This is a genomic window from Pseudomonas sp. JZ134 (assembly GCF_051027695.1).
Classification (GTDB): Bacteria; Pseudomonadota; Gammaproteobacteria; order Pseudomonadales; family Pseudomonadaceae; genus Chryseomonas; species Chryseomonas luteola.
Genome location: NZ_CP069250.1, coordinates 2,185,641 through 2,204,364 on the forward strand (window position 1 = coordinate 2,185,641; position 18,724 = coordinate 2,204,364).

17 protein-coding genes are annotated in these 18,724 nt (G+C 56.2%); 9 read left to right on the plus strand and 8 right to left on the minus strand.

The genetic code is table 11. The features are described 5' to 3' along the window. Positions 1 to 49: 49 nt before the first annotated feature. The 6 genes from sctV to JQR86_RS10220 form a co-directional block, all read right to left on the minus strand. Positions 50 to 2,149: a type III secretion system export apparatus subunit SctV gene (sctV, locus tag JQR86_RS10195; protein ID WP_434154883.1), complete on the minus strand. Its 2,100-nt coding sequence runs from the start codon at positions 2,147 to 2,149 to the stop codon at positions 50 to 52. A 14-nt stretch (positions 2,150 to 2,163) separates the two neighbouring features. Then, positions 2,164 to 2,511: a tetratricopeptide repeat protein gene (locus JQR86_RS10200; protein ID WP_150347488.1), complete on the minus strand. Its 348-nt coding sequence runs from the start codon at positions 2,509 to 2,511 to the stop codon at positions 2,164 to 2,166. Beyond that, entirely contained in the window at positions 2,508 to 2,882 is a 375-nt protein-coding gene (locus JQR86_RS10205; RefSeq protein WP_434153515.1) for a hypothetical protein, read from the minus strand. Before JQR86_RS10205 ends, JQR86_RS10200 begins: the two co-directional genes overlap by 4 nt. A gap of 43 nt (positions 2,883 to 2,925) precedes the next feature. Next, positions 2,926 to 3,831, minus strand: a complete 906-nt coding sequence (locus JQR86_RS10210) for a SctD/MshK family protein (protein ID WP_434153516.1) — start codon at positions 3,829 to 3,831, stop codon at positions 2,926 to 2,928. Between the two features lie 120 nt (positions 3,832 to 3,951). Continuing rightward, positions 3,952 to 4,113, minus strand: a complete 162-nt coding sequence (locus JQR86_RS10215; RefSeq protein WP_010798161.1) for a hypothetical protein — start codon at positions 4,111 to 4,113, stop codon at positions 3,952 to 3,954. Positions 4,114 to 4,694: 581 nt separating this feature from the next. After that, the gene (locus tag JQR86_RS10220) at positions 4,695 to 5,663 is read right to left on the minus strand and encodes a DNA replication terminus site-binding protein (RefSeq protein WP_312508005.1); all 969 of its coding nucleotides are present in this window, start codon (positions 5,661 to 5,663) and stop codon (positions 4,695 to 4,697) included. 710 nt (positions 5,664 to 6,373) lie between these two features. Between JQR86_RS10220 and JQR86_RS10225 the strand changes: the two genes are divergently transcribed. Beyond that, complete coding sequence (locus tag JQR86_RS10225) at positions 6,374 to 7,681, plus strand: alpha/beta fold hydrolase (RefSeq protein WP_434153517.1); 1,308 nt, start codon at positions 6,374 to 6,376, stop codon at positions 7,679 to 7,681. A gap of 38 nt (positions 7,682 to 7,719) precedes the next feature. Here the strand turns inward: JQR86_RS10225 and JQR86_RS10230 are convergent, their stop codons facing one another. Both JQR86_RS10230 and JQR86_RS10235 read right to left on the minus strand, forming a co-directional pair. Then, the gene (locus JQR86_RS10230) at positions 7,720 to 8,082 is read right to left on the minus strand and encodes a putative quinol monooxygenase (protein ID WP_219652087.1); all 363 of its coding nucleotides are present in this window, start codon (positions 8,080 to 8,082) and stop codon (positions 7,720 to 7,722) included. 47 nt (positions 8,083 to 8,129) lie between these two features. After that, positions 8,130 to 8,867, minus strand: coding sequence for an SDR family oxidoreductase (locus tag JQR86_RS10235; RefSeq protein WP_122042664.1), 738 nt, complete (start codon positions 8,865 to 8,867; stop codon positions 8,130 to 8,132). A gap of 363 nt (positions 8,868 to 9,230) precedes the next feature. On the opposite strand from JQR86_RS10235, the gene JQR86_RS10240 reads away from it, so the two are divergent. The 8 genes from JQR86_RS10240 (at position 9,231) to pip (ending at position 18,707) form a co-directional block, all read left to right on the plus strand. Beyond that, positions 9,231 to 10,154 carry an AraC family transcriptional regulator gene (locus JQR86_RS10240; RefSeq protein WP_122042665.1) on the plus strand — a complete coding sequence of 308 codons (924 nt, stop codon included), beginning with the start codon at positions 9,231 to 9,233 and terminating at the stop codon, positions 10,152 to 10,154. A 399-nt stretch (positions 10,155 to 10,553) separates the two neighbouring features. Continuing rightward, positions 10,554 to 11,375, plus strand: a complete 822-nt coding sequence (locus tag JQR86_RS10245) for an NAD-dependent epimerase/dehydratase family protein (protein WP_404627507.1) — start codon at positions 10,554 to 10,556, stop codon at positions 11,373 to 11,375. Positions 11,376 to 11,433: 58 nt separating this feature from the next. Further along, positions 11,434 to 12,336 carry an SMP-30/gluconolactonase/LRE family protein gene (locus JQR86_RS10250; RefSeq protein ID WP_197870749.1) on the plus strand — a complete coding sequence of 301 codons (903 nt, stop codon included), beginning with the start codon at positions 11,434 to 11,436 and terminating at the stop codon, positions 12,334 to 12,336. Between the two features lie 65 nt (positions 12,337 to 12,401). Beyond that, on the plus strand, positions 12,402 to 13,385 hold the full coding sequence (locus tag JQR86_RS10255) for a TRAP transporter substrate-binding protein (RefSeq protein WP_434153519.1): 984 nt from the start codon (positions 12,402 to 12,404) through the stop codon (positions 13,383 to 13,385). A gap of 89 nt (positions 13,386 to 13,474) precedes the next feature. Then, positions 13,475 to 14,005, plus strand: coding sequence for a TRAP transporter small permease (locus JQR86_RS10260; protein ID WP_010798152.1), 531 nt, complete (start codon positions 13,475 to 13,477; stop codon positions 14,003 to 14,005). A gap of 1 nt (position 14,006) precedes the next feature. Continuing rightward, positions 14,007 to 15,290 (plus strand): TRAP transporter large permease, encoded by a 1,284-nt coding sequence (locus JQR86_RS10265; RefSeq protein WP_010798151.1) that lies wholly within the window; start codon positions 14,007 to 14,009, stop codon positions 15,288 to 15,290. Between the two features lie 220 nt (positions 15,291 to 15,510). Next, positions 15,511 to 17,475, plus strand: a complete 1,965-nt coding sequence (locus JQR86_RS10270) for a PAS domain S-box protein (protein ID WP_434153520.1) — start codon at positions 15,511 to 15,513, stop codon at positions 17,473 to 17,475. A 245-nt stretch (positions 17,476 to 17,720) separates the two neighbouring features. After that, complete coding sequence (gene pip, locus JQR86_RS10275) at positions 17,721 to 18,707, plus strand: prolyl aminopeptidase (protein ID WP_434153521.1); 987 nt, start codon at positions 17,721 to 17,723, stop codon at positions 18,705 to 18,707. Positions 18,708 to 18,724 lie beyond the last annotated feature (17 nt).

The window sequence follows — 18,724 nt, forward strand, 5'->3', positions numbered from 1 at the left end:
CCCTGCCTGCCGGTAATCCTCAAACACCCTCACCATCCTTTCTGTTCCCTTACAACGGTTGTGGAGCCGTCAACGATTCCGTTACGGTGTGTGGCAAGGCCGCATTGGCCTCCGGTAGCGTGAGCGTCGTCAGCGACTGCACGGTGAATTCCCGGGTCAGGTCCTGGTAGCACAGCACGGGAACATCCAGATCATGCCGGGTCAGCAACTGCCGGAGCGGGCGACGGATGTCCGCCGTCACCATGACCACCGGATTCAGATCATGACTGGCAGCGTCATACGCGTGCTGAAGCTGGATCGTAATGGTGCGGGTCAATTCGGGTGGCAGTACCGTAGGGCGGCCTTTATCACTGCGGCGCAGTGGCGCCCGTAGTGCCTCCTCCAGGTCTCGGGAAAAGACATAGGCTGAAATGACGCGGTGACTGTCGGCGTACGCATAGCAAATCTGCCGGGCTAGCGCAGCACGGACGTGTTCGGTCAGAATGGGCGTATCCAGATCACGCGGTGCCCACTCCACAATCGCCTCAAGAATGGCGCGGCGGTTGCGGATGGAAATATGCTCACTGACCAGCCGCCTCAGCACATCCGCGATTCGCTGCAAGGGCAGCACACGGAGGGCCTCCTTAACGAGCTCGGGATACTGCTCTTCCATCTCGGTCAGGATCTGACGGGCCTCCTGGATACCCAGGAATTCAGCCGCATAGCGGCGTAAAGTCTGATCCATGCAGGCGTCAAACGTCTGCGCCAGATCTAGATGCCCTACCCCAGCCTCTACCAGCGTGGCAGCCTGTTGTGCATCCACCCACAGGGCAGGCTTACGGCGTAACAACGGGGCCGAGGCTGTATGCTCGATTGCCAGCAGCTCGAGATGAACTTCATCGTCCTGCAGCAACACCGCATCAGGGCGGATAGCTCCCTCCATGACGGGCACGCCCTCCAGATCAATCCTGAACCGCTCCGCCACGGCGTTGCGGTCAATGCGCAAGCCGATACGGGGAAGCTCGACGCCCAAGTCCTCACTGATCTCGTAACGAGTACTGTCCAATCGCTGCCTGAGCGTATTGAGCGAGACCTGTGACACATGGGCTTCACTGATCCATAGCGTAATGCGGAAATGACCCGTGTCCTCTACATCTTGTATTGGCTCAGCCATAACCTCACGTGGTTCCGGCTCCTCCTGAGCAGCCGGAACTTGTTCCGCGGTCTGTTTACGCCGATGCATGTAGAAGGCCGTTCCGCCCAGGACCAGCGAAATGGCAATGAATACAGGCGCCGGGAATCCTGGAATAAACGCAACGCCCAGCAGAATGGCAGACGTCAGTGCCAACGCCCGCTGGTTGGCGCTTAGTTGACTAATAATTTCCGTGCCGAGATCTGTCTCTGCATCGGTTGTTACGCGCGTGACTACCGTGCCTGCGGCAACCGCAATCAACAGGGCAGGAATCTGGGCGATCAACCCATCGCCTACGGTTAATAGCGAATAGGTATGCACCGCCTCGCCAAAGGGCATGCCCCGCTTGATCATACCGATCAGCAAGCCACCCAGCAGGTTCACGCACAGGATGACCAATCCGGCGATCGCATCTCCTTTCACGAATTTCATGGCACCGTCCATGGCCCCATAGAGCTGGCTTTCCCGCTCCAGGCGTGAGCGACGTCGACGGGCTTCGGCCTGATCGATATCACCATTACGCAGATCGTTGTCGATACTCATCTGCTTGCCTGGCATCGCATCCAGAGTAAAGCGAGCCGCCACCTCGGCCACTCGCTCGGCGCCCTTGGTGATAACGATGAACTGCGCCACGGTAATGATCAGAAAAACCACCAGGCCAATGACCACCTCACCGGCAATCACGAAATTGCCAAATGCCTCGACAATATCCCCCGCTTCTCCGTTGAGCAGGATCAACCGGGTCGTGGTGATGGAAAGCGACAGGCGAAACAGCGTACTGAGCAGAATTACCGGCGGGAGTGCAGAGAAATCCACTGAATGCGACACGTAGAACGCAACGACTAGAACCAACAGACTGAACGCGATATTGGTGCCGATAAGCACATCGACCATTACTGTGGGGAGCGGGATAATCATCATCACGATGGCCAGCATCATGAACAGTGCAATGACGATATCGGTACGCTGTGAGGCCATTACAGCCAGGCGGTTCAATCTGGCGAGCACGTTACGGCCCTCCGACTATCCAGATATTCACGAAAACAGCGTCGTGCCTCGTCTTTGGCACCCAACGCCCATAATGCGCGGCTACGCAGAAACTTGAGCGGCATGCTTGACCCTTCAAGCTGCTCCAGCCTTCCGATAGCAGCCAGTGCCCGCTCCCCATCACCAGTGGCAATAAAGCCATTGGTGAGCGTACGCAGCAAAGCGGTATCTGCCGGGTCGATCTGAATAGCCAGAAGCAGATAGATCAACGCTCGTCGCTGTTGTCCGCTGCGTAGATACAGAGCGCCAAGCGAGTGCAGCAGCTGTACTGCCTCGCGATCCTGTACGTTCATAAATCGTCGATCTCGCTCAACCGCATCCCAAGCTCCCGACGTTGCTGGATTTCCTGCTCAAGCAGGCTGGCAGCAAGTGCTTTGATCTCCGGCTCGGCGTCCAGCCGAGGCAACACCGTATCAATGATGTGTTCCAGCACCTGAAGCGAATGGCCAGGGCTGAAGATGCCAGGGTCGTTAACGGGAGGGCCGATCAGCTCCGCCAGCTCGTTACGCAGGGATTTGAACGGAGTCCGGCTGCGCAACCGCAGCAGCGACTCGAACACCTCACTCTGCCTGGCCCTGGCAACCGAGCCGGTCCGACGCAGGGATTCGCTGGACGCCTCTTCAGACCGCTGCAGGTCCAGCGGTCGGCTGGTATCGATTCTCATCGAAAAGGCCTCCCACCCAGGGGTTGTGTAAGCAATGGCAGCGTCATAGGGTCAGGGCAAACTCGTGGCCGTTGCGACTCAGGACAATCCGCTGCGGCTCTATCCCCTTGAGCACCCAGCCGTCGTCCAGCGATGCGCCGGGGTAAAGACGTGTACCGGACTCACTAACCACATAAGGATCCTGTCCCAGCCATACCGCCTGGAACCTGACACGGGGAGAAACCGGCGCCTTGCGTAGCGTGACCGAGCTGACCAGTACATGGCTGCTGCCATATTCACCATCGAACCACTTCTGGATATCGACCCAGGCTGGCTGCTGAGCAGTATCAATTTCACCAGAGAGCATGAAATGGCGACCTTGTGATTCCACATGCAGCGCGGAAAGTCCAGCAGCCTCAAGTCGGGACAGCAATTGCCGGGCAACCTGATCGTCCCGCACTACGGGCTCCTGACCAGCGCCGCTGTCGAGTACCGGGCTAGTCGGCGCGTCCGCAACAGGCAATAAGCGATCTTCGGCTTCGCTGGTGCCGATCAACGTATACAGGCCTAGCAATACCGCCGCGCCAAAAAGTGCCATCATACCGGCGTGGGTAACAGGCCATCGCTTGGGAGGCGCAACCAACTTTGTCAGCGGAGCAGATAAGCGGATTCGAGCCTCTCCAACGGATAACTCGACCGGTAATGGCAGGCGCAGTCCCTTGCCCAAAGGAATTCGTTTTTTAGCCGTGAGTACATCGCCTCCAATTGCCTCAACGGCGACTGTATTTTTCTCCAGACGCAACACGGCATGGCGAGGCGCAACGCCTGCATCCCTGAGCACCAGATCCACCTCGTCGGAGGCGCCCAGGCAATAGGCAGGTTCATCCAGCGATACCGATACGCCGGTATGCAGTCCCGCAATGACCTCAAGAGTAGGCACTGCAGGTTTTGAGCCGGGAAGAGAAGACATTGCGGACATCATTGTTTTGCCTGACCCGGCACGCATGGCAAGGCCAGCCTGCATGCAGGTCCAATCTGGAAAGCTGTCTGAACAAACAGACGGCGCCATAAGGCGCCGCCCGTCCACACCTTAGTTCTGAGGACGCTGTTTGGTCGCGTCAAGCTCAGTTTTCTTCTCGGTGGTGATCTCAGTGATCTTCGCGGATTTTTCGATGGCGGCATCGAAAGCGGCAGTCATTTTGTCGATAGCAGCGTCGGAAGAACTGGTGCTGGTCGGAGTAACATTACTCATATCAATATCTCCTTATTGAAAGAAATTAGACATGCGCCAACTGCTACTACACGGCTGCAGAGAAGAGCATATTTCCAGCAACGTCCTGATTCTTTCGAACCCCAATCGCTGCCAGACGAGTGAATGTTGCCCCGCAAGGCATGAACATTTAATTACACGAATATTAAGAATTATAAATAGCTGCAAACCGACCCTTCATATAATGAGCTTTAATGTCTTAATGCCATGATCTCCAAGCAATTAAGAATTCTTTGTCACTTTATCGGTCAAGATTGCAACGCACTAATTATGCGAACAGATTCACTAAGCAGCATATTCAAACAGTTAATTGAGTAAATATTTGTAAATAACCGCTAACAAGCAGATGCTTATATATGGGCTGAGCGAGTATTGCTTTGTATAAAGCATTACTCGCTTAGCAAACAGCATATGAATAAGATTTGGCAATGCCCCGCATATGAATTAAAGATAGAGTCTTTCAGTCATCGAAACGGAACATATTCCACTCAACCAATGCGTTAGTCTGTTGACCCTTATTTAATCCACCTTCTGCGTACATATTGTGAGTGTCCGTTTACCACTCAACGCTTTTGATAAGTAGACGAGACTAACGCTCGTGCCACGGCGGTCGAGTCCCCACGGGCCGTCCTGGGGCTGCGCTTACGGTCGGGCGCGGTTTTAAGGTACAGCCCCAGGCGCGGAATGATTTCCTGGCGGGGCATCTTGTCCGAGCGCTCAGCCTGAGCGTTTTCTGCATCAAATTCTTCGAGCGCATCGACCCGCGGCCACGGCTGCTTCTCATCCAGTGAAACAAAAATCGGTAGATTGGCGTGAGGCATGGCGTCATAACGAGGGCTTTTGGAGAAATACAGCATCACGCGCGGATGGGGCGCAATAGGACGGTAGCGATGCAGTTCGGCCTTCGCATCCAGAAACCCCAACGCCTTGAGCTCAAGCCTCAGATTGCGTTCCTTATCCATATCAGCCTTGGCCACGGCATCAGCCAGCTGCGTTTCGATCTTTTCGATCACATCCTTGACAGGGATGCTTTCCGGGGCCGCCGTTTTACCCGCCCAGGTGAACAGGATACGCCGTGGCACCCCTTCAAACACCTGGATATGGCGCTCGATCTGCTTGATGACGATCGGCAGCTTGAGAATGCTCCGAAGATGCTTTCCCTTGGATAGCGATTTCAGGTTCATGGAGGCCGTTTCCTGAGCCAGAACCTCAAGAAAACGATCACGCGCGGCATTGGCCTCGCGGGCGTACTCCAGCACTGACTGCGAAACACCGATCCACCCTGGGAGCCGCATGACAGTACTAGGGTGCTGCCCCTCCTCCTGCTCGAATTGCAGGATGGCCTTTTTCGCAGCCTCGATGGCAGGCTCGCCCACTAGCTCCATCGGTGTGATTTTAGTCTGGCCTTTAGGCTCCTTGTTGATGGGAAGCAACCAGACTTGTGCATGAACCACCGCCGAAGGCCACGTTGCGTTGAAGGCTCGCTGAGCTTCTACCATTTCCTGCCACGCTTCGCGCACGTCAGTGATCATGAGCACCTCTTTCCTCAATAAGTAATACCAACAGTCATTATAGCCGTCTCATCCCAATCTGACCGATTAAACATATTCACAATCAGATAAAGTCCTTGTCGATGCGCCTATTAACCTGCATTAAGCTGCAACAGGCTGGAAATGCGGCTCTTTTACTTATTATTGGGCTGGTATTACAAGACAATGTTTCGTTTACCTCTCTAGTTAGCTTCAACGTATCGTTTGATCGGCTCCGTCATCGCTTTGCAAGGGATAAAAGGTACTCACGTTCGTCGCTTCCAAGGCACTTTTTCTTTTCCAAACTATCGGTCATTAAGCAAGGCATACATTTGTTGACCTTGCCCTTTTCACATTCGAATCGGTACGAGCTTATGCTCAGGCCGATGGTGATACGCCGTGACATGAGGAGCCTTGAGATGTGCAGCCCCCTTTATTTCAGCCGCTATTCACTGCGGAAACTGCTCATCATCACTGATTACTTCCCGGCAAGAACTTCCCCTCTGGGCCCTTGATGGAACGGGCCCTTTCGCGGCAGCGAGCTGTTCAAAGCTCGTTTTGGCCCGCTCTGCGGGCCTTCTTTTTTCTGCATGTTCAGACAACATTTACAATGCTCACGCCCAGGAGCCCGCGCATGCCGCATGATTGGCTCATGATGCCTTCAGGCACGCTGCGACCTGGGCAAGGCTCGATATACATGGGAGCTGTCCCTTATGTTCAAACTCGCTTACGCCCCTTACAAAACCTGGACGACTATTCCTTCGCTCGGCATTCGCATGCACGCCCGCACCTGGCTAGCCCATGAAGACGATCCACATCAGGTTCCAATCATCCTGATTCATGGCCTGGCGCTTTCAAGCCGCTATATGGTCCCGCTGGGGAGACGTCTCGCATCGATGGGTCATGACGTCATGGCACCCGATTTGCCCGGTTTCGGGCGTTCGCCTGCGCCGCGGATGTCCAAGTGGCCAGCAGGTCCGGATGTCAGAGAGCAGTCGAATCATCTGCTGGCCTGGATGGATGCCAACGGAATCCACAAGGCGGTGCTGTGCGGCAACTCCGTAGGCGTACAAATCGCCGTTGAAATTGCGGCACGCTTTCCGGATAGAGTCGAGCGCCTGATCCTGATCGCACCTACGCCAGACCCGGCCTATCGGACACCGGCGCGGCAGTACGCCCGCCTCGTCTTGAACATGCCGTTCGAGGCACCCTCGATCAACCCGCTGATGCACATGGAGTATCTTTCCAATGGCCTACCGCGCATGGTTCAGCAGCTTCGCAGAACGGTGGACGACCCCATAGAAAACCGTCTGTCCCACGTGCATGTTCCTGCCCTTGTAATCCGTGGCCAATACGACAAGACCCTTACCCAGCAGTGGGCAGAGGAATTCACCAGTCTACTTCCCAACGGCAAACTGGTGGTTGTAGAAGGCGCGGCGCACAACGCGCACTACACCGCCGCGCCGCTCATGTCGCAGCTGGTCCATCGGTTCATCACCGGTCGTTTCGATACCCGAGCAACCGACATGAGTAATGAAATTGTCGTCTCCGGAATGGATCAGGGTCGTGATCGGCTGGCGCCAGCCAAGTTATTATCACCTCGCATGCACGGCCTTCTGGACTATGCCTCAGCAGGCCTCTGTCTGGCATTGGCAGGTGTCAACGAGTGGGGACCGCGCACCCGCCAACTGTTTGCCGTTGCAGGTCTTTCAACCGCAACCTACAGTCTTCTGACCAACTACGAGTATGGTCTGGTGCGCAAGCTGCCCATGACGGTTCATCTCAATATCGATACCTGCAGCGGATTGAAGCTCCTTCTGGCCGCCGCTACCTTGCTTCGCGGCGAGCCTATAACCGGACGCTGGGCCGTTGCGGCTCAAGGTACGTTCAATCTGCTGGCTGTGGCGGCAACACGAGTTCCAATGGGCCCGGCTCGCCTGGTGCCGGTGCAAAACCTGAGCCTCTGCGCTCCTACGGACTACCACCCCGCTACCGCCGATGAGAACACCTACTCCCAATGACGTAAAACGCAGCTCACAACTTACAATGGCGCCTGCGCCTAGCCACAACAGGCATAGGAGCCGCAACCAGGCGAGCTGAACCGTGGAGTTGCCCAACGATAGGCGTTGGGCAACTCGTTACCTTCGAACGTCATGAACTCCATACGGGCCGCAAGGGAGCCATTTACCAGGCGCATCCACAGCTCGGCTGGAAGCGTGTTGAAGTAGCTGTCCATATCCGACTGCGACTGCCATTGGCCATACACCAACCAGCAGTTTTCCTCTTCTGGCGATGGCATGACGGTAAAGGTGAGACACGTCTGCCCTGGATAAGGCAATCCCCTGAGACATGCCCTGAGGGCTGCGGAGCGCCCGGTACGGGCATGGATCAAGAGCAACGATATATAAGGCGATGCGGACATGAGTCCTCCTCCGAGATGAAGTGCCATGGGATGAAACCAGAAGCCCCTTAATAAGGGCTCGCGGTCGGCCTGACGATAATCTCGCTTACGTCCACTTCAGCAGGCTGTTCAATTGCAAACGCAATGGCGCGTGCGATGGACTCCGGTGAAATAGCCCCTCGGCGAAACGCGTCCATGGCTGCCTGAGCGGTTGGATCGGTGATGGTGTCAGCCAGCTCAGACTCCGTTACCCCGGGCGAGATCACAGTGACGCGGATATCGGCTCCTACCTCCTGACGCAACCCTTCGGAAATGGCCCTGACGGCAAACTTGGTTGCACAGTAAACCGCGGCAGTAGGACTGACAGCATGCCCGCCAATCGAAGACAGATTGATGAACTGTCCGCTACGCTGCTGTTGCATGACCGGCAAGCCCGCCGCAATCCCGTGGAGCACGCCCCGAATGTTCACATCGATCATGCGATTCCATTCGTCAACCTTGAGCGCTTCAAGCTTGGAAAGCGGCATCACACCCGCATTGTTGACCAGCACATCCAGACGTCCGCCCTGCTGCTGAGCAAACTGCACAAACGACTCCATATCTTCCAATGCGGTAACGTCGAGCCGGCGGTAGTCAGCCTTGCCGCCCTGCTCCCTGATTTCAGCTACCAGGGTCTCAAGCCGCTCTGTACGACGCGCCCCTAGAATGACGAAGCCGCCCTGTGCCGCCAGATACCGTGCGGTTGCTTCGCCAATGCCACTGCTTGCGCCGGTAATTGCGATGACCTTGCCTTCTAGACCTTTCATACGAATCTCCTTGCCTGTCAGTGAGGGCGGCCGGTGTTGCCGCGTTAGTGACAAGGCTAGAGCCGAAAGGCATTCAGACGTTAGACGGATCCTGCTCGCTTCTTGCCTGATCCTGCACGGAGAAGAATGCAGTGGGCCAGGAAGCGCCTGTCCAACACGATTATTCGCGCTCTGCAGGCAAGGTTGGACTACGCTGGCTTTCACAATCCTGCGGACCGCGGGCGTACCATGACAGGATCAGGCAAGAAGTCAGCAGAATTGATATAACCCTGCATTGCCACTTTTGGTTATCGTGACGCCTGACTTGATCGGTACGCCTGTGCACGCCGATACAATGGGAACCGCTAGCTTCAGGGGATCAGCATGGACTGTGTAACGCATGAATCCACTCATAGTCGAGACACGCTTCAGCAGCAGGAACTGGCAGCGCTGATCGATCAGCTTACGTTGACGGATGGCGCTCATACCACCCGGATCGACGGTCTCTGCCTGATGCGTGCAAGCCAGCCCTCTGATCCTGTCCATGGCATCAGCAACCCCAGCTTTTGTGTCATCGCACAGGGTCGCAAGCAGGTTACGCTTGGCGATGAATGCTTTACCTATGACCCGCTGTATTACCTGGTGGGCTCCGTCTCGCTTCCTGTGACCGGCCAGATTATCGAGGCTACCCCCGAGCGCCCCTATCTCTGTATTCGGATCAACCTGGACCCGGCAGAAATTACCCGCCTGATAGCCGACGCCGGCCCGACAGGTGTCCCCGTCGTACCAGCTCACCGGGGCCTGTACGTCGAGCGCGTGGATAATGCCATGCTCGATGCCGTGACTCGACTGGTTCGTCTCTTGCACACCCCGCGTGACGCGGCGATGCTGGCCCCTCTGGTGCTACGAGAGATCTATTATCGGTTACTGCGTAGCCCCCAGGGATATCGACTGTACGAAATGGCAATAACGAACAGCCAAACCCACCGTGTAAATCGCGCCATCAACTGGTTGAATCAGAACTACATCGAGCCGTTGAAGATCGATGAGCTTGCCCGGCGCGTCAATCTGAGCCCTTCAACGCTGCATCATCGCTTCAAGGCGGTGACTGCAATGAGTCCACTGCAATATCAAAAGCAGCTACGCCTTCAGGAAGCCAAGCGCCTAATGCTCCATGAGGGCATCGATTGCTCGTCGGCAGCGCACCGGGTGGGTTATGAAAGCCCCTCTCAATTCAGCCGCGAATACAGCCGGTTGTTTGGCGCGCCGCCCATGAAGGATATGGCCCGTTTAAGAGCGAGCGCGTAGTAACACCTGACGTCCTACCGCCCGCACTTAGAACCTTGCGCGCACCTAGCACGGCAGACTACCCCGGCGGGATTAGACCTTTGTCTAACCAACAGCAATGACCTATCGGTCAAACCCAGCATTTCTCTGCTCCGCTCTTATCAATCAGGTCATTACGCCACTATAGGGCGCTTGTACCCTGGGTTTGAGCTTAATCGACACCCTTAAAAGCTTGTAAGAGAATGTTTCCAGCGAAGGGTTTCCTTACAGGAGTCTTGGCGAAACTCGTAAGATACGACAACTTACCGCCTCCAAGAAAAAGGCGTCGTTGACATCGCAGGTAAGCACTGTTAAAAATTTCGCCATCTAGTCGTATGATGTCTTACGACTCAAAATAATACTAATAACCAGGAAACTGACATGGCGACCAGTTCTGTAGAGAATCAGCGTTTGAACCGTATCCTTCTCACCGGCGCCGCAGGCGGTCTCGGGAAGGTACTCCGCGAAGCCCTCCGCCCTTACGCTGAAGTGATTCGGCTTTCCGATATCGCCAACATGGCACCCGCCGAAGGCCCCCATGAAGAAGTCGTTCCGTGCGACCTTTCTGACAAAGCCGCCGTCGATGAGCTCGTCAAAGGTGTAGATGCGATTCTGCATTTTGGCGGGGTTTCGGTTGAGCGTCCTTTCGAGGAAATCCTGGAAGCCAACATCAAAGGCGTCTTCCACATTTACGAAGCGGCACGCCGCCATGGCGTCAAGCGCGTCATCTTCGCCAGCTCGAACCACGTCATCGGCTTTTACAAGCAGACCGAACGTATCGATGCTAGCTCGCCGCGCCGCCCAGACAGCTACTACGGGCTGTCCAAATCCTATGGTGAAGACGTCGCCAGCTTCTATTTTGATCGCTATGGCATCGAAACCGTTAGCATCCGTATCGGCTCCTCCTTCCCCGAGCCGCAGAACCGCCGCATGCTGGCTACCTGGCTGAGCTACAACGATCTGACCAATCTGATCGCCCGCTCCCTGTTCACGCACAATGTTGGCCACACCGTCGTGTTTGGCGCTTCCAAGAACCGTGACGTGTGGTGGGATAACCGCCTGGCCGCTCACTTGGGCTGGGAGCCACAGGACTCCTCCGAGCAGTTCCGCGAGAAAGTCGAAGCAGAGCCGGCTCCGGCTGCGGATGATCCGTCCATGGTGTATCAGGGCGGCGCTTTCGTCGCCTCGGGTCCGTTTGAATAAGTACGCCGTTGCTTGCGATGGATCAGGACGATCGGACTGAACAAGAGAGATAAGAATGATGCAAGCTGAACTGATTCTGGATGCCCGCAACGGTACGGGAGAAAGCCCGGTCTGGAACCCACGGGAACAGGCGCTCTACTGGGTCGATATCCCTGCTCGTACCCTCAACCGCTGGAGTGCTGCCGATGGCAGCACCCGCGCATGGCTGGCTCCAGAAATGATCGCCTGCGTGGCACGCTATGACGGCAGTGACACTGCATGGTTGGCAGGCCTTGAGAGTGGTCTGTTCAAGGTAGAGATCACCGACGGAGACACCTTGCAAGCCACAGCCCTGGCCAACGTGACGCACCCGACCGGAAACATGCGCTTTAATGATGGGCGCTGTGACCGCCAGGGTCGCTTCTGGGCGGGAACCATGGTCATGGATATGGCAGCTGCAACACCGGCGGGAAAGCTATACCGCTTCCCTGAGCAACACTCGACTGCAGCCGATGGCCTGACCCCAATTCTGGAAGACCTTATCGTACCCAACGGCCTGGGCTTCAGCCCGGACGGCCGGACCATGTATCTGTCCGACTCCCATCCCAATGCACAGCTGATCTGGGCATTCGACTACGACACGGATACCGGCACGCCCCACAATCGCCGCCTGTTCGTTGACATGAACAATCATCCAGGTCGCCCTGACGGCGCCGCGGTGGATGAGGACGGTTGCTATTGGATCTGCGGTAATGATGCTGGCCAGATCCATCGCTTTACCCCGGATGGGAAGCTGGATCGTTCGCTGACCGTACCGGTAAAAAAACCGGCCATGTGCGCCTTTGGCGGACCGGGCCTGGATACGCTGTTCGTCACCTCCATCCGACCTGGCGGTGATCTATCTGATCAACCTCTGGCGGGCGGTGTGTTTGCCTTGAGGCCTGGCGTGAAAGGCCTGGAAGAGCCGACGTTCAGAGGATAGAACAACGCCTTCTACTACCGCTGTACTCCTCATAACAAAGACAAGATGTACTAAGGAGTTATCTCATGAATTTCAAACGTAACCTGTTGGCCGCTACATGCTGTGCGCTTCTGACTCCCGCGATCGCACTGGCTGATATCACCCTGAAGTCTTCGGACGTTCACCCGGCGGGCTACCCGACGGTCGTTGCCGTCGACAACATGGGCAAGAAACTCAAGAAGGAGACCGACGGCGAACTCAGCATTCGCATGTTCCCCGGCGGCGTCCTGGGTAGCGAAAAGGAAGTGGTCGAGCAGGTTCAGCTGGGCGCGATTCAGATGGCCCGCATTTCCATCGGATCGGTAGGCCCGGTGGTACCGGAAGTCAACGTGTTCAACCTGCCCTTCGTCTTCCGCGACGAAGCGCATATGCGCAAAGTGATTGATGGTGAGGTAGGCCAGGAGTTGCTGGATACCGTAACCAACTCCAACTTCAATCTCGTGGCCCTGGGTTGGATGGATGGCGGTACTCGCCATCTGTACACCAAAAAGCCGGTGCGCAAGATAGAAGACCTTGGCGGCATGAAGATCCGTGTAATCGGCAACCCAATCTTCATTGACACCCTGAACGCCATGGGCGGCAGCGGTATTGCGATGGCAACCGGTGAGATCTATAGCGCCTTGCAGACCGGCGTGATCGATGGCGCGGAAAACAACCCGCCTACCATGGTTACGCAGAACCATTTCCAGGTAGCCAAGTATTACACCCAGACAGGTCACCTGATCCTGCCGGAAATGCTGGTCATGTCCAAGGCCACCTGGAACAAGCTGACGCCGGATCAACAGGCGCTGGTCAAGAAAACTGCACGCGAAGCGCAGATGGAAGAGCGTGAGCTGTGGGACAAGTACAACGCGGAAAGTGTCGCCAAGTTGAAAGCTGCCAACGTTGAGTTTATCGAAGTTGACCGCAAGCCTTTCTATGACGCCACCGCGCCGGTACGTGAAAAATATAGCCAGCAGTACGGACCCAAATTCGCCGAGCTGGTCAAGCGTGTTGAAGCGGTGCAATAAGGCCTAACGGCCATTACAACAACAACCTGACATGCCCTGCTCGCTCCGAGGTCCTCTCGCAGCGAGCATGCGGCCGCTCGGAGCTTTTCATGAAACATGCTCTTCTGCGTGTCAACGATGTCATCTATACCCTCTGTGTCTGGATAGCGGGCCTGTCAATTCTTGTCATCTCGCTCATCATTCCGTGGGGTATTTTTACCCGTTACGTAATGGGAACCGGTTCATCCTGGCCGGAGCCTATCGCCATTCTGCTCATGTCCATTTTCACGTTCATTGGCGCAGCGCCCAGCTACCGTGCCGGTGCGCACATGGCTGTAGCAATGTTTACCGATCGTCTTCCGCCACTGCTCAAGAAATACGATGCCGTTCTGGTCAATCTGCTGATGACCGCCATCAGCCTCTTCATGACGATCTGGGGTATCAAGCTGTGCATGGCGACCTGGTACCAGTTCACCAGTGACCTGGCCTGGCTCCGGGTAGGGATTGCCTATTCGCCTATCCCAATCGGTGGCGCGCTGACCCTCTGGTTCGTGCTCGAAAGAATCATTTTTGGCGATCAAAGCCAACGGCGCGTCGTGCAATACGATGCGGTAGAAGAAGCGGCCGAAGGAGTTGCCTGATATGGATGCGTTCGTATTACTAGGCAGTTTCATACTGCTGATTCTGCTGGGCATGCCGGTTGCCTACGCACTTGGCCTAGCGGCGCTCGTCGGCGCCTGGTGGATCGATATTCCGTTCGATGCGCTGATGATTCAGGTGGCTGGGGGTATCAACAAGTTTTCCCTGCTGGCCATTCCCTTCTTCGTGCTGGCGGGGGCCATCATGGCCGAAGGGGGTATGTCGCGGCGGCTGGTGGAGTGCGCCAACGTACTGGTAGGCTTCATCCGCGGTGGGCTGTCGCTGGTCAACATCCTGGCCTCGACCTTCTTTGGCGCAATTTCCGGCTCCTCCCTGGCGGATACCGCCTCGGTAGGCTCGGTACTGATTCCGGAAATGGAAAAGAAGGGTTATCCGCGTGACTATGCCACTGCCGTTACGGTCAGCGGCTCGGTTCAGGCGCTGCTGACTCCACCCAGCCACAACTCCGTCCTGTACTCGCTGGCCGCCGGTGGTACGGTTTCCATCGGCTCGCTGTTCATCGCCGGCATTGGACCGGGGCTTCTGCTCAGCGCCATCATGATGCTGATGTGCCTGTTCTTCGCCAAGAAGCGCAATTACCCCAAGGGTGAAGTCATTCCCATGAAGCAGGCGCTGAAGATCTGCGTCGAGGCGCTCTGGGGCATGATGACCATGGTAATCATTCTCGGTGGCATTATCTCCGGCATCTTTACAGCAACGGAATCTGCTGCGGTTGCCGTGCTGTGGGCATTCTTCGTGACGATGTTCATCTACCGCGATTACAAGTGGAATGAACTGCCCAAGCTCATGCATCGGACCGTACGTACGGTCTCTGTGGTGATGATCCTGATTGCCTTTGCCTCAAGCTTTGGCTACATCATGACGCTCATGCAGATACCGGCACAGATCACCGGCGCCCTCATGACCATTTCGGAAAACCGTTATGTAATCCTGATGTGCGTAAACATCATGCTGCTGATCCTGGGTACGGTAATGGATATGGCTCCGCTGATCCTGATCCTGACGCCTATCCTGTTACCGGTCATGATCTCCATTGGCGTAGATCCCGTGCATTTCGGCATGATCATGCTGGTCAACCTGGGTATCGGTCTGATCACCCCACCGGTAGGCGGCGTGCTGTTCGTGGGCGCAGCTGTAGGCAAGGTGACTATCGAGCAAACCGTAAAGGCGCTGCTGCCGTTCTATGTAGCCCTGTTTGCAGCCCTGATGGCCGTAACCTATATCCCCGCAATCTCTCTCTTCCTGCCCAGCCTGATGGGTAACTGATCCATCGCATGACTGCTGGTCTTATCGAGACCAGCAGTCCCTCTCTACTGCCGACTGGCAGCTCATCGGATCACCCCTGCAATTCGCTTCGTTTCCCCGCAATTTTTCCTATAGTGAACGTGCCATTATTGATAGCCTTTCAGTACGTTACTGCCTGCATTAATGGCCTGAGCCTGTTGAACCTATAAGAACGATAAAGCCCCACCTGGAGGATGCCTTGATGCAACATGCCGAACGGCTGCCTGCCGCTCTCATCGATGAGGGGCAGTATCGTCTGCTCGTGGAAGCCGTTTCTGACTACGCGATTTTCATGCTGGATCCGGACGGTTTCGTAGCAAGCTGGAATCCCGGCGCTCGCCGCTTCAAAGGGTACGAGACAGCAGAAATCCTCGGTCATCACTTTTCGTGTTTCTATACCGCTGAGGACTTGCTGACCGGCCTGCCCGGTCGGGCACTTGAGCAGGCCCGCTGTGAAGGCCGGTTCGAGCAGGAAGGCTGGCGTGTACGCAAGGATGGCACACGCTTCTGGGCGCATGTCGTAATCGACCCTATCCGTAACGCACAAGGCACGCTGTTGGGCTTTGCCAAGGTGACGCGCGACCTTACCGAGCGAAAGGCGGCGGAAGACGCCTTGAGAAAAAGTGAAGAGCAGTTCCGCCTGCTGGTTCAAGGCGTCTCCGATTATGCCCTTTACATGCTGGACCCGACCGGTCAGGTGACCAGCTGGAATGCCGGTGCCGAGAAGATCAAGGGCTACACCCCACAGGAAATCATCGGTCAGCATTTCTCACGCTTCTACACCCCTGAAGATCGGGAAGCAGGCCTGCCGCAACAGGGGCTGGAAACGGCTCAACGTGAGGGTCGTTTTGAAAAGGAAGGCTGGCGAATCCGCAAGGACGGTACACGCTTTTGGGCCAATGTTGTCATCGATGCAATAAGGGACGACAACGGCACCCTCCTCGGCTACGCCAAGGTCACCCGTGACATCACCGAGAAACGGGAAACCCAACTGGCTCTGGAGCAAGCCCGAGAGGCCCTTTTCCAGTCACAGAAGATGGAAGCCCTGGGCCAGCTGACCGGTGGGATTGCCCACGACTTCAACAACCTGCTCATGGTGTTCATTGGCTGCCTTGAACTGGTTCGCAAGCGTCTGCCGGATGATCCCAAGGTTACACCGCTGCTCGACAATGCCATCCAGGGGGCACAGCGAGGCGTTTCTCTGACCCAGCGCATGCTGGCCTTCGCACGCCGTCAGGAGCTGAATCCGGAGACCATTGAGCTGCCTACTCTGGTCCGCGGTATGGCCGAACTGCTTCAGCGTTCCCTGGGCCCGTCGATCAAGATCGAAACCCGCTTTCCGCTGATTCTCAAACCCGCCCACGCCGACACTAATCAATTGGAGCTGGCCCTGCTCAACCTGGCCATGAATGCACGAGACGCCATGCCGGAGGGCGGCTCCATCATCATCTCGGCCCGTGATGAACTGATCTCCCAAGGCCATCCCAGCCACTTGAAACCGGGGGCCTACGTCTGCCTATCGGTACAGGACACCGGCCAGGGAATGGATGAAGACACATTGTCCCGTGCCATGGAGCCTTTCTTTACCACCAAGGGCATCGGTAAGGGAACGGGGCTTGGACTGTCCATGGTGCACGGCCTTACCGAACAATCCGGTGGCAGGCTCATCCTCAAAAGCCGGCTGGGCGAAGGCACTACAGCCGAAATCTGGTTACCCGCCGCACACGTATCTGATGCCGGCATGCAGACCACTGACGAACCCCTACCCGCGCCTTCAACAGACAAACCCGAAAATACCTTTCATATTCTAGTGGTAGACGATGACCCACTTGTTCTGACCAGTACCGCCGCCATGCTGGAAGACCTGGGAAACACCGTTTACAAGGCCTCCAGTGGCGCCCAGGCGCTCGATATATTGAGGAAGGCATACCCTCTTGTGGACTTGGTCATTACCGACCAAGCCATGCCTTACATGAGCGGCACTCAATTGGCAGAGGCCATACGGGCTCATTGGGCGGACCTTCCCATAGTGCTCGCATCAGGGTATGCCGAGTTGCCAGCAACGCTTTCGGTTGATCTGCACAAGCTAGCTAAGCCCTTCCGCCTGGAAGAGCTGGCCAAGGCCATTGATCAGGCCATGCGTCCAGACGCCATAGCCTCGGCTTGATGCTCTCACGCCGGGTGGCCATCGCGCACCCGGCCTTCCATCGGCTCGATAGCTTTCAATAGAAACTCCACACCAGCGAAACAGCTCCTATAAAACGTATCCGAATCAATAACCTGATCTGGATTACCACCCTCTTCTCAGCTCATACCTCATTCGCCCTAACCTGATATGGCAGGTATTGCCTCACATTCAGCAGGAAGCCGCACAGTCGAATAGAGCAGTAAATCTGTCTTGCGGAGTTATCTATGGATGCTCAGTGTGAAGTTTGTTATTCAATTTTCCCTCCCATCGAGAATCCCAACCGAAGCGGGATGCTTCAGGTTGACGACACCCATCAACTCTATTGGGAGGAGTCCGGCAATCCCGAGGGGTTACCCGTCGTCTATCTGCACGGCGGACCTGCCGAAGGGGCCCCGCCCTCCAAGCGCCAATGCTGGGACCCGGACTATTACCGCATCATCCTCTTCGATCAGCGTGGCGCGTTACGCTCCACTCCCCTGGCCGAGGTTAAAAACAACACGACCCAGCATCTGATCGATGACATCGAGACCCTGAGGGAGATGCTCGGCATTGACAAATGGCTTGTCTGTGGCGGCTCATGGGGAACCACCTTGGCGCTTGCTTATGGCGAAGCCCATCCTGAGCGTTGTCTGGGCTTTGTCCTGCGTGGCATCTTTCTGGGCACAACCGATGAGATCAACTGGTTCGTTTACGGTATGCGCCTGTTTTTCCCAAAGGCCCATGAAGACTTCGTCAAGTGGCTACCGGAGGAGGAACAAGGCGACCTGTTGGAAGCCTATTGCAAGCGAGTGATCTCGGAAGACAAAGATGTCCGGCAGGAGGCTGCCCGTTACTGGGTAAAGTATTCCGGCAGCTGTGCGCTGCTGCGCCATGATCCTGAAGGCGTTGAAGAGCAAGCCGCTGACGATACGACCATGATGGGCATGGGTATCCTGGATCCGTATTACTTCAAGCACAGCATGTTTCTGGAAGACGACCAGTTGCTTCGTAACATTGACCGTATCAACCACCTGCCGTGCGCCATTGTGCAAGGTGGGCACGATATGATCGCAACGCCTCATGCTGCCTATCGACTGCACAAATCCTGGCCAGGCTCCGTGCTGAACATGGTGCCTGATGCAGGCCACTCACCAATAGAACCCGGAACGCTGAGTGGGCTGGTCCAGGCGTTCGAGGTCTTCAAGAAGACCGGCGATTTCCACCAGCCTTGATAGCTCTGTCACGACAC